The organism is Carboxylicivirga sediminis (assembly GCF_018156225.1).
In the GTDB taxonomy this organism is placed as follows: Bacteria; Bacteroidota; Bacteroidia; order Bacteroidales; family Marinilabiliaceae; genus Carboxylicivirga; species Carboxylicivirga sediminis.
Window position 1 is genome coordinate 46,813 of sequence record NZ_JAGTAR010000029.1, and the last position, 14,361, is coordinate 61,173.

Genomic DNA, 14,361 nt, shown 5'->3' on the forward strand with positions numbered 1-14,361 from the left:
ATTATACATCTAACGAATCAATATGCACGGTGGCTTGTATATTGGTTCGTTTTTTTATAATCACTTCATATGCTGTTGCAATATCATGAGCGCGTTTAATACTATAATCACCCGGTAAACGAATATGTAAGGTCATCTCAGTATGATGCCCATATTGGTGTACTAAAAAATGGTGCGGATGAATGTCAAAATCAGCAACTTCTGGTGCCAGAGCAATTATTTCACCACGTAAATCATCATCAATACGTTCGCCCAGCAGGTGACTGATATTTTCCTTTAAAATAGAGTAGGTAGTATAGAACAAAAGCAAGGATACCAGAATACCTAATACGCCATCAATCCACCAATAGTATTGTCCGAAAAAAATACCCACAAGAATAACGAGCGATGATATAGCATCAGATCGGTGATGCCAACCATCAGCCACCATGGACTTTGACTTGGTTTTATGGCCAATACGAATAGAGTATTGAGCCATAAACTCTTTCACCAATAATGAAACAATGGTGACTACAATCGCCACCATACCATATTCTACTTCACTACGGCTTTGTAATTTAACTATGGATTCTTTTAAAAAGCTAAAACCTATAATAGCCAACAACATACCTACAACGATGGACGCCAGCACCTCTGCACGTCCATGCCCATAAGGGTGCTCTTTATCAGCGGGCTTGGCCGACACTTTAAGGCCAATTAAAACAGCGACAGATGAAATACTATCACTTAAGGTATGCCAGGCATCAGCAATAATAGCTACCGAGGAACTAACCATGCCTGCCCAAAACTTAATTCCAAACAGAAGAATATTGAGAATAATAGAACCGTATGTAGCTATAATGCCTTTTTTATTTTCCATAATTCACTTTCAAAATTTTGATTAAAACAATTATGTCAGTCTTTATTCTTCTTCAACGTAAAAAAAATCTGAAATAATGCGATCGGTAATCATTTTTTTATCTTCAGCCACACAACAAAACGCATTCTTAACCAATACATTACTTTTAGAGAGCTGATTAGTCAGTTCTGCTTCAAAAAATTGAATTATGGACGTATTGAATTGTTGCATCGCTTCCATCAGAAAACCCTTTGAAGTTCTTAATCCAAGCATGATTAATTCATTATAACGGTCAACTTCAGTCAGCATTTCGTCTTCATAATATGCAGAATCAGTTTCTAAAGCTTTAATGTATTTCTGAACATGGCTGATATTCCAGCGCCTGTTGGTGCCATCAAAAGAATGCGCTGATGGTCCTAATCCAATATACTTTATTCCTGTCCAGTAGTTACTGTTGTGCTTCGATTCTAAACCTGGTAAGGCAAAATTTGAAATTTCGTAATGGTCAAATCCTGCATTTTTCAATTCCTTCACCAGGTAGTCAAATTGTTTAACACTGGCGGCTTCGGGCACTTCTTTTAGCTTACCTTTTTTAAGATAATCGTAATATAAAGTACCTTTTTCAAAAGTAAGATGATAGGCCGAAATGTGTTGTACCTTGCTTTCAATAGCCATACGCACATTGGCTTGCCATTCATCAAACTGCATATATGGCAGACCGTATATCAGGTCAATACTCATATTATCAATCCCATTTTCCTTGGCTATTTGAATAGCCTCAGCAGCTTGTTGTGCGTTGTGACGTCGATTCATTTGTCGCAGATGACCATCAAAAAAACTTTGAATACCCATGCTTAAGCGGTTGACACCTAATTCAACAATGCCTTTAATGTAGGTCTCGTTCACATCATCCGGATTAACTTCCAGTGTTAGCTCAATAACCTCTTTAAGGGAGGTGTATTGATTGATATGATCTAAAATAATTTTCAGTTCTGAAACAGAAAGGGTAGACGGTGTACCACCACCAAAATAAATGGTCTCAATTCGCTCTTTTAACAAAAAAGCAGATTGATTGTCTATCTCTTTACAAAGAGCTTTAATATATTCGTCTTTGAATTGTTGATCCGTTGTTTTGTAAAAATCGCAATATGAACAACGAGTATAACAAAACGGAACATGTATGTAAATGCCTGCCATTACTAGGATTGTTTCACGTGAAACATTGAAAAACAGTGTTTTATTAACGGATTATCAACACTTTTTAAACATTAAAACCAAAGTTATTAACAAACCAACTACGATGATTTACTATTTTAAAAAATACCATAAAACACTTAGTATTATTTTCATCATTACACTGTTAAGCTTAATCAATACATCTAAAATTAAACCTGATGACCTCAGTTTAATACCACATTTCGATAAAATTGTTCATTTCTTAATGTACCTCACCTTAGGATTTGTATTTATGTTTGAATATTACATTCATCATCATCAAACAATAACCAAAATCTCAAAAATATTGATTCTACCGTTGCTTTATGGTGGTTTAATGGAACTGCTGCAAATTTCTGCTACAACCTACAGAAGTGGTGACTGGTGGGACATGCTGGCCAATGGCTGCGGTATATTAACTGCTTATTTTATGGTAAAATCATTAAGGAATAACACCTTTTTTCGGAAATGGATGTTATTCCCACTTGAGCAACCAATGTTTAAAGCTTGATATAATCCGATTTATCTTCCATATTACTAAGAATCTTAGCAATCGTTTCAGAAGTAAAGAAATCATACATCTGCTTACGAATAGCACTGTACTGATCATGCACCGGGCAGGCATAGCCATCACTGTTATTACTTTTACAGGAATGCATACCAATCAGGCAATTAGTAAAGACATCACTGCCATCAATGATTGAAACAATATCGTAAAGAGTAATATCCTCAGCTGCCCTGCCTATACTAAATCCACCATGCGGACCTTTAGTACTTTTAAGTAACTTTTGCTTAGCCAGACTTTGTAGAATCTTTCCGAGAAATGGGGTGGGAATATCCAAATCTTTTGATATCTGTTTAATCCCTATTTTTTTGCCATCTTCGTCATTAACAGCCAGGTAAATGACTGCACGAATAGCGTACTTACATGTATTTGATAACATTTCTATTGAGTTTGTGGCTAAGGTAATAAAATCATTAAAAAACCTTTATCTCTTTATATGCTTTTTCCACTGAGCATTAAATGTTTTTGAAGCAAAAGGTGATAATGATTTTTGTTTACCAATAAATGAAGATCCAAACCGACGTGATAACCAGGTGTTAAAACGGCCACCAAAACCGTTCATCAGAAGCCTGTTTTTTAGTATTTTATACAAAAACACGCCAACTGACTTTTCGGATAAACCTTGGTGAGGCTGCGCCTTCTGACGATTATATACGAGTAACTTGGCAAGGGGAATTTTAACAGGGCAAACCTCTTCACACTTGCCACATAATGAAGAAGCAAAACTCAAATGATTATAGCCTTCAAAACCATTTAAGTAAGGTGAAATAACCGAACCAACCGGACCACTGTAAGTGGTATTGTATGTATAGCCTCCAATATTTTTATATACCGGGCAGGCATTCAAACAAGCGCCACAGCGAATACATTTCAAAGCATCTTTGGCAGTCGAATTTTGATACAATTCCGTTCGCTTGTTATCCAGTAAAAAGATGACCATTCTCTCTGGTCCATCTACTTCGTCATCTTTTTTAGGTCCGAAAAACAAGTTGCTGTAAACCGTTAATTGTTGACCCGTTCCATGCGCTGCCAGTAAAGGCCAAAACAATGGTAAATCGCTGATACCAGGAAGTACTTTTTCAATACCGGTTATTACGATATGTAACTTAGGAAAAGAAGCTGACAAAAATGCATTGCCTTCATTTTCGGTAACAGCTACAGCTCCTTCGGCGGCGCATAAAAAATTAGCACCGGTAATACCAACATCCGCATTGATAAACTTTTGGCGTAACAATTGTCTTACAAAACCAGTCAGTTGTTCGGCAGATAAATTAGGATCTGTTTTAAAATGCTGATGAAATAAATCGGCAATATCTTGCTTAGATTTGTGCATGGCCGGAGTAACAATGTGATATGGTTTTTCTCCAGCCACCTGCACAATAAATTCTCCTAAATCGGTTTCTACAGATTCAATCCCTTCTTGACTAAGGTGCTGATTTAGTTCAATTTCTTCAGTTACCATTGATTTACTCTTAACAAGCGTTTTACACTGCTCATTATTCAATAAATCGATTAACTGCTCAATTAACTGTTCAGTATTCTCTGCCCAGACTACTTCAGCGCCGTTATCAACCGCATTTTGTTCAAACTGCAGTAATAACTCAGGAAGGTTCTGTAACACATACTCTTTAACTGATGCGGCATTAGATTTTGCCAGTTCCAAATCTTGATAACGCGCCTTACCAGCAGCCACAGCAGCATCATACTTCGACATATTATAGCGAATAATTTGCCGGTGATGCAAATCGGGCGCTATTCGCTCAGCATCCAGTTTAAAAGCATGGTTGTTATTCAAAGCTGATTACTTAACAGGTATTTTTTCAATACGTTTTTGATGACGACCTCCTTCAAACACAGTATTAACAAATTTATCAACAATGTTGATAGCCTCTTCAATTGAGACGTAACGTCCTGGAACAGTGCACACATTGGCGTCATTATGCAAACGGGCCATTTCAGAGATTTCAACATTCCAACATAAAGCGGCACGAATCCCCTGGTGCTTGTTAGCTGTCATGTTAATACCATTACCACTACCACACACAGCTATACCAATTTCATACTCTTTGTTTTCTACGGCAGTTGCCATAGGGTGCGCATAATCAGCATAATCGGTGCTGTCTTCAGAATATGTACCATAGTCTTTAACGGTAATGTTGTTTTTTTCTAAATACTCCTTGATGGCTTCTTTAACCGGAAAACCGGCATGATCAGCTGCTAATGCTATTGTTTTGAATATCATGTTGTTTTTTTTTACAAAGATAATGATGCTTTAGTCATTTTAAAACATGTTAAAAAACCTCTGAATAAGTGTTAGGAACTTGTGAACTCTCATTCAATACTTTTTAAAAAATAGAATTGCTATTTACATGAAAAATTACAATACAAGCAAGCTTTTGAATTAATCGTGTTGGTAACCAATCTTTTTTAATCTCACTTTTGAACCGTTTTTAACTTCGCTTTAAACACTATCCACCAAAGAAATTATTAAATTTGAAGCCTATTAACAATTTGTTGATATGATCTAAAAGCTAATTAATATCAATAAATTAACAGATTTTAAACATGTTAATAAGCCGTTAGTATTGGTTTCTCTCAATCTGATAACTATTCATCCAACGATTTTTAGAAATAAATACTAACCTTTCTAACAGGATATCATTATTACTATATTTTTTAAATTTCTTTCTATTATATAAATATGAATATAAAGGATAGTTGGTTGAAAAGTGGATATGTGGACGAACCGGTTCCAACTAATATCGATATTAAAAAAGAGATTATTCGTTTAAAGGAGGAGAAGGATGCCATTATAATGGCTCATTTCTATCAAAAGAACGAAATACAGGACATCGCAGACTTTGTTGGGGATAGTTTAGCCTTGGCACAAGAAGCGGCTAAAACAGACGCTAAAATCATTGTTTTAGCAGGTGTGCACTTTATGGGGGAAACTGCTAAAATATTGTCTCCCGATAAACTGGTATTGGTGCCGGATTTAAATGCCGGGTGTAGCCTTGCTGATAGTTGTCCGCCAGATGCCTTTAAAAGCTTTGTTGATAAGCATCCTGGACATACGGTTTTAACCTATGTGAACACCACTGCAAAAATTAAAGCATTGTCTGATATTGTGGTTACCTCTACCAATGCTAAAAATATAGTGGATAGTTTGCCAAAGGATGAAAAGATTATTTTCGGTCCTGATAGAAATCTGGGCAATTATCTCAATAGTATTTCAGGTCGAGACATGGTATTGTGGGATGGAGCTTGCCATGTGCATGAAAAGTTTTCTGTTGAAAAGATAGTAGAATTAAAGAAAGAACATCCGAATGCCCTGGTTCTTGCGCATCCTGAATGTAAGAAACCACTTTTGTTACTGGCCGATTATGTGGGTAGTACAGCAGCTTTGCTTAAATATTCTATTAACAGTGAGGCCAATGAATTTATTGTGGCAACTGAGTCGGGTATTATTCACCAGATGCAAAAAGAAAGTCCGGATAAAGCATTTATTCCTGCACCGCCTAATGATTCAACTTGTGCTTGTAATGATTGCGAATACATGAAACTAAATTCTTTAGAAAAACTTTATAATGCTTTAAAATATGAATGGCCTGCAATTGACGTGGATGAGGAAATCAGGATAGAGGCTGTAAAACCAATTAATAGGATGCTGGATATTTCAAAAAAAGCCGGCCTATAAAAAATAACCTAACCCAGAATGGAAAGACTCGAACAACCTGTATCTGTTTTATTAGTTGAAGATAATGTGCTCAATCAGAAGCTCATTTTTCTCAATTTATCTAAGTATGGCTTTAAAATAGATATTGCCAATCATGGTAAAGAAGCCTTGGATAAATTGGAACATGGGCAGTATGATCTGATTTTGATGGACTTGATGATGCCAATAATGGATGGATTGGAAACGACTGTGGCTATCCGTGAAAAAGAAAAGTGCAGTAACGAACACATGCCTATTGTTGGCTTAACTGCCAATACCTATGATGCCGACCGCGAAAAGTGTTTATCCTATGGGATGGATGAGTACATGGCAAAACCATTTGATTTGCAGGAGTTTTTCGATAATCTCAAAAAATTAAATATAATCTAATTATAAATGAGTTTCGACATCAGGGGAAATGGAGATACAGAGAAAGAACTGGAAAGGGCATTAAGACCACTTTCTTTCTCCGATTTCAAGGGGCAGGATAAGATTGTCGAAAACCTTGAGATATTTGTGCAGGCGGCTAAAATGAGAGGTGATGCGCTTGATCATGTTCTGTTACACGGACCTCCGGGGTTAGGTAAAACAACTTTATCCAACATCATTGCGCATCAGTTAGGTGTTGGTTTTAAGCTAACGAGCGGACCTGTGCTTGATAAACCTGGTGACTTGGCTGGTATACTTACCAGCTTAGAAGAAAACGATGTTCTTTTCATTGATGAAATTCATCGTTTGAGCCCGGTAGTAGAAGAGTATCTGTACAGTGCCATGGAAGATTTCCGCATAGATATTGTGATTGATAAAGGGCCCGGAGCTCGAAGCATACAAATCGATCTTAATCCGTTTACTCTGATTGGTGCCACTACCCGTAGTGGATTATTAACTGCACCGCTGCGTGCGCGTTTTGGTATTAACAGTCACCTCGAATATTACAATGCAGAAACAATAGCCCACATTATTGAGCGTTCAGCAGATATACTGGAAGTAAGGATTCACGAAAATGCCGCTGACGAAATTGCAAGACGTAGCCGTGGAACACCACGTATTGCCAATGCGCTGTTGCGTCGTGTTAGGGATTTCGCTCAGGTGAAGGGTAATGGCATCATTGATTTACCAATTAGTAAAATGGCTCTAAATGCCTTAAACATTGATACGCATGGTTTAGATACAATGGATCATAAAATACTGCTGACACTAATTGATAAGTTTAACGGCGGACCGGTAGGAGTTAATACCATCGCTACGGCTGTTGGTGATGATGCTGGTACCATCGAAGAAGTGTATGAGCCATTTTTAATTATGGAAGGATTCATTAAACGTACGCCAAGGGGACGTATGGCCACAGCTCATGCCTATGAACATTTAGGTCGTGAATCGAATTTAAATCAAGGAACTTTATTCTCTTAAAGGTGTGAGTAAACTTAAAAAGCTAGCAGGTGATACAATAATTTACGGAGTAAGCACTATTCTGGGGCGTCTGCTCAACTGGCTGTTAATGCCACTCTTTATTCGTATCATGGATAAAGCTGAAGTGGGAGGCGTTTTCAATATCTACAGTTATATCGCGGTTGTATTGGTGATTCTTACTTTTGGGTTTGAAACAGGCTATTTTCGTTTTGCTAATAAGGAAAACAGGAATGGACTGCTAAAAAGCCTAGGAATGCTGATTCTAGTTTGTTCCGTTTTGTTTAGCGTTGGTGTTTATTTGCTCCAAGGCTGCTTAGAAGTATATCTTGGCAATGAATACCTCAAAGCTGAATACTTTGTAATAGGCGCATTAATTGTCGCCCTGGATGCCATAACCAGTATTCCTTTTGCTGATTTGCGGATTAACAACCATACAGTTCGTTTTGCACTGCTGAAGTTCTTATCGGTAATTTTAAACATCCTATTTGTTACTTTTTTCCTTGTTTTATGCCCTTATCTGCTTAAACAAGGGTATGAGTTCATTGAGTATATTTATAATCCATATAACAAGCTCTATTACGTTTTTGTATCCAATCTGCTTAGTTCCGGAATTATTGCTTTATTTCTTGTACCTAAAATATTCCTTGCCAAAGCCAGGTTCAGTTGGCAATTGATAAAGCCGGTATTTATGTATTCCTATCCGATTATGATTGTCGGACTATTCGGCATGTTAATCCAACAGATTGATAAGATTTTGATGCCCCATTTAATTGAAGATAATGCTATGGAAGCATTGGCTATCTATGGCGCCAATTTTAAGATTGGTATTCTCATGGCTATTTTTATTCAATCTTATAGATTAGCGTTTGAACCTTTCTTTTTCAAGGAAGGTAAACAAAATGCCTCCAAAGAACTTTATGCCCGTGTCCTGAAATATTTTGTCATTTTTGGCGCTATTATTTATGTTGGGGTTCTTGTTTTCATTGATGTTGTAAATGTCCTTCTGTTGCCCGAATATTATGAAGGCAACAGCATAATTCCTTTTATCTTGCTTGGGCAATTATTCTTTGGTATTTACTATTCATTATCGCTTTGGTATAAATTAACAGATAGAACTATATATGGTGCAATAATTAGTGGAGTAGGCGCTTGTTTATCCATTATTGGTAATATCGTTTTAGTACCATATATGGGGTATATTGGTGCAGCTGTTACTTTGTTTGTTTGCTTTCTGTTAATGTCAGTTATTTCATATGGCTTGGGTCAGAAATACTACCCGATTAACTACCCGATCGGGCGAATTGTCTTGCACATAATCATCGCCATTGTTGTTGTTCAATTAAGCCTTTTGTATAGCTCAGAAAACCTGATATTTCATTTCGCCTTCAAAGGCACTATATTTGTAAGCTATTTTGTTTTTCTTTATATCATTGAAAGAAAGGAATTAATAAAGATATTATCATGACAAACGTTCAAATCATCAATAAAAGTAAACACGAATTACCCGGTTATAGCACTGAACACTCGGCAGGTATGGACTTAAGAGCCAATATTGATGGGGCCATTATTCTGAAGCCTCTTCAGCGCGTGTTAATCCCTACCGGCCTATTTATACAATTACCTGAAGGTCATGAAGCTCAAATTCGCCCTCGTAGCGGACTGGCCGCTAAATTTGGCGTTACTGTACTTAATACGCCTGGTACAATTGATGCTGATTATCGTGGCGAAATTAAAGTTATACTGGTTAATCTTTCCAATGATGATTTCGTTATCAACGATGGGGAGCGTATTTGCCAGATGGTAATTGCTCAGTATACAAAGGCTAACCTGCTTGAAGTTGAAATTTTAGAAGATTCAGTTCGTGGTAGTGGTGGTTTTGGTCATACAGGAACTAATTAAAAGAACTTTGTAAATATCAAAAACATATAATGAAGTTAAAATATATAGGTGTATCTCTGGTAATTATAGTATTGTGTAGTTGTAGTGCTCTCAAGCCACAAACCGAGAGTCAGGTTACCAAGGAACAGATAAAAAAAGTTCAGCTGACTGACGTACAAAAGAGGAAGTTCGATTATTTCTTTTACGAGGCGAGTCGTGAAAAGATGAAAGGAAACTATGAAAAGTCAGCCATGTACCTGACCGAATGCCTTAAAATTGATGCAACCAGTAGTGCTGCCATGTATGAATTAGCTAATTTGCTGGTGGCTGGCAATGAAGCCGTAAAGGCACAAGGCTTATTGGAACGTGCAATTGCGATTGAACCTAATAATATCTGGTATAAATTAATGCTTGCCGAACTATATCAGAGTAACAAGATGGGATTTCAAGCCATTAAGCTATACGAACAAATCGTTAATGATTATCCGGATAATGATGAGTACCTCTACGGTTTAGCTCAGTTATATCAACGTAACGGTGAGGAGGAAAAAGCTATCTCTACCTATAATAAGCTTGAAAAAAGTATAGGATTAAATGAAGTTATCATACTTGAAAAAGAAAAGATCCTACTGAATATTGGGAAGAATAAGTCGGCACTGGAAGAGTTAAATAAATTGACTGCCAAGTATCCGGAAGAGGCACGTTACTATGGATTTATAGGTGATTATTACCTGTACCTGGGCGATAATGATAATGCTAAGACTTATTACAATAAAGTACTTGATAAGGATCCAAAGAATGTAATGGCTTACTTTAGTCTTGGTAATATTGCACTGCAAGCAAATGATACTACCGGGTTTACATCATACTATAAGAAAGGTTTAGCCGTTAAATCTACTCCTTTCGAAGTTAAGTTCCAACGTATTTTGCCTTTCTTAATGGATAGTAAAAACATTCATAAGTATGACAATTTTCTTACCGAGTTTATGGATGTTATCATCGAAGCTCATCCATACGAAGCTATGGCGTATGTTTATAAGGGCAATTATTACCGCAGTATTAGTAAAACTGATTTAGCGATAGATGCCTATAAGACTGCAATAACCATTGAACCTTCAAACGAACTTATATGGCAGGATTACCTCCTATTGATGATTGATAATCCTGATTATTCAAAAATTTATGGCAATGCAAAACTTGCCATTACACATTTCCCTGAAAACGCTTTTTTCTATCTATTAGCTGGTAGCTCTGCCGGACAGTTAAAAGATAATGATGAAGCTTTGCGTCTGCTTAATTTAGGCCTTAAGCATGTAATCGATAATAAGGCTCTTGAAGCTCAATTGCATGCCAATATTGGGGATATATACTACGCTAATAAAGAGAGTGAAAAGGCATTTGAATCCTATAAAAAGTCTCTTGAAATTGATGAATTGAATATTGTGGTTTTAAACAACTACAGCTATTATCTTTCTTTAGAAAATAAGGATTTAGATAAAGCAGAAAGAATGAGTAGCAAATGTGTTGAGTTGGAGCCAGGTAATTCAACCTACTTAGATACTTATGCCTGGGTTTTATTCAAGCGAGAAAGATACTTTGAAGCTAAGTATATCATCGAAAGGGCTTTGGATAATGGAGGCAATGAAAGTAGTGTTATTGTTGAACATTATGGCGACATTCTATATAAAAACGGTGATGTTGAAGGTGCTGTTGAGCAATGGAATAAAGCTGTAGAAATGGGAACTGAAAGTGAAACTATCCTTGAGAAGATCAAACAACAAAAGTATTTAGAATAGTGCTGAAACTTAAATATTCACTAGTTATTATATGTGTTATACAGCTTGTTAGTTGTAAAAGCACCAGAGAGTTCTATATAAAGGATGGTTCTTTAAAAAATATTTCTGATGCAAAATTAATCACTTCTGTAGAAGATAAATATATTGAATATAACTCACTTTTTTTCAAGAAGTTTAAAGCAGAGTTATCTTATAACGATGATACTAAATCATTTAAGGGCAATATGTTTATCTTAAAAGATACCTCTATGGTTGTTTCAGTAAATCCGCTGATGGGTATAGAGTTATTTAGAGTTAAGTTAAGTCCTGATGCAGTTGAAATAATTGATCGCACCAAGAAAACCTATTCCCACGGTGATTATGAAATACTTTGGAAAAAGTTCATGATTGAGTTGGATTACTATACATTGCAACAAATTGTTACAAACAGAATGTTTGTTTATCCAATTGAAGATGCTGAAAAAAGTTTAAAGCGCTATAAGCACTACTGCAGTGATAATATGTATCAATTTCAGTCAGTTAAAGAAGGAAAGTTTTCACGTAAATATCGTAAGGAAAAGACTGAAAATATCATCTTCCACCAAATGTCTGTTTTACCCGATGTTTTTAAGTTAAAAAGAGCCTATATACGTGACTTTTCTGTTAATAGTGAAGTCACTATTACATACGACCTTTTTACAAGTGATAACGGGCATTTAATGCCTTCTGTTATCGATATAAACGGTACACGGGGCAGTGATAAATTTTCTTTGCGCATTCAATTTGATAATTTTGAATTAGATGGCGATAATTCAATTGGTTTTAAAGTATCAGATAAGTATAAGCAACTAGACTTCAAAAATGGAAATTAAACGGCTTTTCATACTATCAATATTTACGCTGCTATTTAGTATTATCCAGGGGCAGAACTTAGCCGAACTGGAGTCTCAAAAGGAACGCATTAATCAGCGCATTGAAAATGCCAATAGTTTAATCAAGAAATACGCAAATCAACGTTCAAACAGCCTAAAAAATATTCGTTTACTGAATAGTCAGATTAAAGATAGAGAAGATCTGATTGAATTATATAATGATCAAATTAACTTACTAGAAAATGATATTAAGGTGCTTAATATTGAAATTGAGGACAATCAAAAACAATTAGTGGCGTTAAAGGACCAGTATACCAAATTAATTCGTGAGACCTACAGTAATAAGAAGCGTTATAACGAGTTGTCTTTCTTTTTTGGTGCCGAATCATTTAATGAAGCATATCGCCGGTATATTATGCTTAAGGAATACAACAAATTTAGGCATAACCAAGGTATTTTAATCCAACAAAAGTCTACTCAATTAGATGAAGCGAATAGTCTATTAAATACGAAGCTAAAGGTGCAAAATAACGCCTTAAATAACATTAAAACGCAATACGAACAATTAGTAGTTGATAAACGCAAAATAGATTCCAATATTAAATCACTTCAGCAGAAGGAAAGTAGTCTTAGACGGAAAGTAAGGCAAGATACGAACGCTTTAAAAAAGCTGGAGGATACTATTTTAAAATTGATTGCTGAATTAAATAAGGAAGCTGTTGAACCTTCTGATTTTCATCTAGCTAAAGGTAAACTTTCATGGCCAATCAGTAATGGAGTTATTGTAAGTCAGTTTGGTGAACATCAACACCCTGTTCTTAAGTATGTTAAGGTTAAAAACAATGGAGTTGATATTCAAAGTAATACTGATTCTAAAGCCAAGGTAGTATTTGGAGGTAAAGTTAGTCGGGTTGTTCCTATTCCTGGTTATAATAATGCTGTTTTAGTCAGACATGGAAGATTTTTAACCGTTTATGCTAATTTAGACAACGTTAGTGTAAAAGCTGGCGAAAACGTAACTAAAAATTCTGTAATTGGTACAATATACAGCGGAAATGGTGAAAATTCGGGTGTATTACACTTTGAAATATGGGAAGAAAGTGAGAAATTGAACCCTGAGTTTTGGCTTTTAAAATAAAAGAATTAAATTTTATAACTATCTGCAACGTTCTACGTATAAACAGATTGGTTATCATTTATAAGTAATTGTTAAAGCTCAAAAATGAGCTGTTTGTTGCTTTTTAAGAGATGTAAAATGGAATTGATTGTGAACAAAATAGAATTCAACTCCGAAACAAAAAATATTAATATTGTTGAAAAGTTGATCGATGATTTATCAGCCCAATATTCTCTCCATAACGATATATATGGTAAGTTGCTATTAGCTGTTGTTGAAGGTGTCAATAATGCTATTGTTCATGGCAACAAACTAGATAAAGAAAAATTAGTTGTAGTAGAATATCTCTTGGATGATACACGTGTGGAGTTTACCATCAAAGATGAAGGAACTGGATTTGATTACACTGAAGTGCCTGATCCTACAAAACCTGAAAACCTTGAAAAAACTCATGGTAGAGGTATTTTCCTGATGCATCATTTAGCTGATGAGATAGAGTTTGAAAATGAAGGAAGTATTGTTAAAATGACTTTTAATATTGATTGATGATCACATTTCATAATGAAGATGTAAGCTTACCTGAAGAAATTAGTGACAATGCAAAATTTTGGATTAATGAAGTTATCAATCAATACGATTATCTACTAGATAATTTAACATATATTTTCTGCTCAGATGAGCATATTCTTAAAATTAACACTAATTATCTAGATCATAACTACTATACAGATATTATAACTTTTGATTATTGCAAAGGGAAACGTATTTCTGGGGATCTCTTTATTAGTATTGATACAGTTAAGTCCAATTCTCAAAAATATAACTGTAATTACAATGATGAATTACATCGTGTAATGATTCATGGTGTCCTGCATCTTCTTGGATTTAAAGATGCCAGTGAACAAGAGAAGTTGATTATGCGTAAACGCGAAGATGATGCTTTATCATTGTTAGCAACTTTTCATTAATTTTGCTG

General features: G+C 35.6%; 16 protein-coding genes. 11 read left to right on the plus strand and 5 right to left on the minus strand.

From position 1 onward, the window contains the following. Window position 1 precedes the first annotated feature (1 nt). Both KDU71_RS16980 and hemW read right to left on the minus strand, forming a co-directional pair. Window positions 2-859 carry a cation diffusion facilitator family transporter gene (locus KDU71_RS16980; RefSeq protein ID WP_212192289.1) on the minus strand — a complete coding sequence of 286 codons (858 nt, stop codon included), beginning with the start codon at window positions 857-859 and terminating at the stop codon, window positions 2-4. Between the two features lie 42 nt (window positions 860-901). Beyond that, the gene (gene hemW, locus KDU71_RS16985) at window positions 902-2,035 is read right to left on the minus strand and encodes a radical SAM family heme chaperone HemW (protein ID WP_212192290.1); all 1,134 of its coding nucleotides are present in this window, start codon (window positions 2,033-2,035) and stop codon (window positions 902-904) included. 103 nt (window positions 2,036-2,138) lie between these two features. Between hemW and KDU71_RS16990 the strand changes: the two genes are divergently transcribed. Further along, the gene (locus KDU71_RS16990; protein ID WP_212192291.1) at window positions 2,139-2,564 is read left to right on the plus strand and encodes a VanZ family protein; all 426 of its coding nucleotides are present in this window, start codon (window positions 2,139-2,141) and stop codon (window positions 2,562-2,564) included. On the opposite strand, the gene KDU71_RS16995 is transcribed toward KDU71_RS16990, so the two are convergent. The 3 genes from KDU71_RS16995 to rpiB are packed head-to-tail and all read right to left on the minus strand — an operon-like array spanning window position 2,554 to window position 4,860. Further along, window positions 2,554-2,997 carry an RrF2 family transcriptional regulator gene (locus KDU71_RS16995; RefSeq protein WP_212192292.1) on the minus strand — a complete coding sequence of 148 codons (444 nt, stop codon included), beginning with the start codon at window positions 2,995-2,997 and terminating at the stop codon, window positions 2,554-2,556. The genes KDU71_RS16990 and KDU71_RS16995 overlap by 11 nt on opposite strands. 45 nt (window positions 2,998-3,042) lie before the next feature. Continuing rightward, window positions 3,043-4,413, minus strand: coding sequence for a lactate utilization protein B (locus KDU71_RS17000; RefSeq protein WP_244828542.1), 1,371 nt, complete (start codon window positions 4,411-4,413; stop codon window positions 3,043-3,045). Between the two features lie 6 nt (window positions 4,414-4,419). Further along, the gene (gene rpiB, locus KDU71_RS17005; RefSeq protein ID WP_212192293.1) at window positions 4,420-4,860 is read right to left on the minus strand and encodes a ribose 5-phosphate isomerase B; all 441 of its coding nucleotides are present in this window, start codon (window positions 4,858-4,860) and stop codon (window positions 4,420-4,422) included. Window positions 4,861-5,319: 459 nt separating this feature from the next. On the opposite strand from rpiB, the gene nadA reads away from it, so the two are divergent. The 10 genes from nadA to ybeY all read left to right on the plus strand — a co-directional run bounded on the left by nadA (window position 5,320) and on the right by ybeY (window position 14,353). Continuing rightward, on the plus strand, window positions 5,320-6,315 hold the full coding sequence (nadA, locus tag KDU71_RS17010; RefSeq protein ID WP_244828544.1) for a quinolinate synthase NadA: 996 nt from the start codon (window positions 5,320-5,322) through the stop codon (window positions 6,313-6,315). An 18-nt stretch (window positions 6,316-6,333) separates the two neighbouring features. Further along, window positions 6,334-6,723 carry a response regulator gene (locus KDU71_RS17015; protein ID WP_212192294.1) on the plus strand — a complete coding sequence of 130 codons (390 nt, stop codon included), beginning with the start codon at window positions 6,334-6,336 and terminating at the stop codon, window positions 6,721-6,723. 6 nt (window positions 6,724-6,729) lie between these two features. Next, complete coding sequence (gene ruvB / locus KDU71_RS17020) at window positions 6,730-7,743, plus strand: Holliday junction branch migration DNA helicase RuvB (protein ID WP_212192295.1); 1,014 nt, start codon at window positions 6,730-6,732, stop codon at window positions 7,741-7,743. Window positions 7,744-7,747: 4 nt separating this feature from the next. Next, a complete protein-coding gene (locus KDU71_RS23320) occupies window positions 7,748-9,208 on the plus strand; it encodes a lipopolysaccharide biosynthesis protein (protein ID WP_212192296.1) in 1,461 nt (486 codons plus the stop codon). After that, on the plus strand, window positions 9,205-9,642 hold the full coding sequence (dut, locus tag KDU71_RS17030; protein WP_212192297.1) for a dUTP diphosphatase: 438 nt from the start codon (window positions 9,205-9,207) through the stop codon (window positions 9,640-9,642). Before KDU71_RS23320 ends, dut begins: the two co-directional genes overlap by 4 nt. Window positions 9,643-9,671: 29 nt before the next feature. Beyond that, the gene (locus KDU71_RS17035) at window positions 9,672-11,417 is read left to right on the plus strand and encodes a tetratricopeptide repeat protein (protein ID WP_212192298.1); all 1,746 of its coding nucleotides are present in this window, start codon (window positions 9,672-9,674) and stop codon (window positions 11,415-11,417) included. Beyond that, a complete protein-coding gene (locus KDU71_RS17040) occupies window positions 11,417-12,268 on the plus strand; it encodes a DUF4292 domain-containing protein (RefSeq protein ID WP_212192299.1) in 852 nt (283 codons plus the stop codon). Before KDU71_RS17035 ends, KDU71_RS17040 begins: the two co-directional genes overlap by 1 nt. After that, window positions 12,258-13,406, plus strand: a complete 1,149-nt coding sequence (locus KDU71_RS17045; RefSeq protein ID WP_212192300.1) for a murein hydrolase activator EnvC family protein — start codon at window positions 12,258-12,260, stop codon at window positions 13,404-13,406. Before KDU71_RS17040 ends, KDU71_RS17045 begins: the two co-directional genes overlap by 11 nt. A gap of 129 nt (window positions 13,407-13,535) precedes the next feature. After that, on the plus strand, window positions 13,536-13,931 hold the full coding sequence (locus KDU71_RS17050) for an ATP-binding protein (RefSeq protein WP_317195173.1): 396 nt from the start codon (window positions 13,536-13,538) through the stop codon (window positions 13,929-13,931). Further along, window positions 13,931-14,353, plus strand: a complete 423-nt coding sequence (gene ybeY, locus KDU71_RS17055) for an rRNA maturation RNase YbeY (protein ID WP_212192301.1) — start codon at window positions 13,931-13,933, stop codon at window positions 14,351-14,353. The genes KDU71_RS17050 and ybeY overlap by 1 nt, the downstream gene beginning before the upstream one ends. The last annotated feature ends 8 nt before the right edge of the window (window positions 14,354-14,361 follow it).

Coding starts and splice junctions, on each gene's coding strand:
- ybeY (WP_212192301.1), top strand. CDS start 13,931: ATGATCACATTTCATAATGAAGATGTAAGCTTACCTGAAGAAATTAGT.
- nadA (WP_244828544.1), top strand. CDS start 5,320: ATGAATATAAAGGATAGTTGGTTGAAAAGTGGATATGTGGACGAACCG.
- KDU71_RS16995 (WP_212192292.1), bottom strand. CDS start 2,997: ATGTTATCAAATACATGTAAGTACGCTATTCGTGCAGTCATTTACCTG.
- rpiB (WP_212192293.1), bottom strand. CDS start 4,860: ATGATATTCAAAACAATAGCATTAGCAGCTGATCATGCCGGTTTTCCG.
- ruvB (WP_212192295.1), top strand. CDS start 6,730: ATGAGTTTCGACATCAGGGGAAATGGAGATACAGAGAAAGAACTGGAA.
- KDU71_RS17015 (WP_212192294.1), top strand. CDS start 6,334: ATGGAAAGACTCGAACAACCTGTATCTGTTTTATTAGTTGAAGATAAT.
- KDU71_RS16980 (WP_212192289.1), bottom strand. CDS start 859: ATGGAAAATAAAAAAGGCATTATAGCTACATACGGTTCTATTATTCTC.
- KDU71_RS16990 (WP_212192291.1), top strand. CDS start 2,139: ATGATTTACTATTTTAAAAAATACCATAAAACACTTAGTATTATTTTC.
- KDU71_RS17045 (WP_212192300.1), top strand. CDS start 12,258: ATGGAAATTAAACGGCTTTTCATACTATCAATATTTACGCTGCTATTT.
- dut (WP_212192297.1), top strand. CDS start 9,205: ATGACAAACGTTCAAATCATCAATAAAAGTAAACACGAATTACCCGGT.
- KDU71_RS17035 (WP_212192298.1), top strand. CDS start 9,672: ATGAAGTTAAAATATATAGGTGTATCTCTGGTAATTATAGTATTGTGT.
- hemW (WP_212192290.1), bottom strand. CDS start 2,035: ATGGCAGGCATTTACATACATGTTCCGTTTTGTTATACTCGTTGTTCA.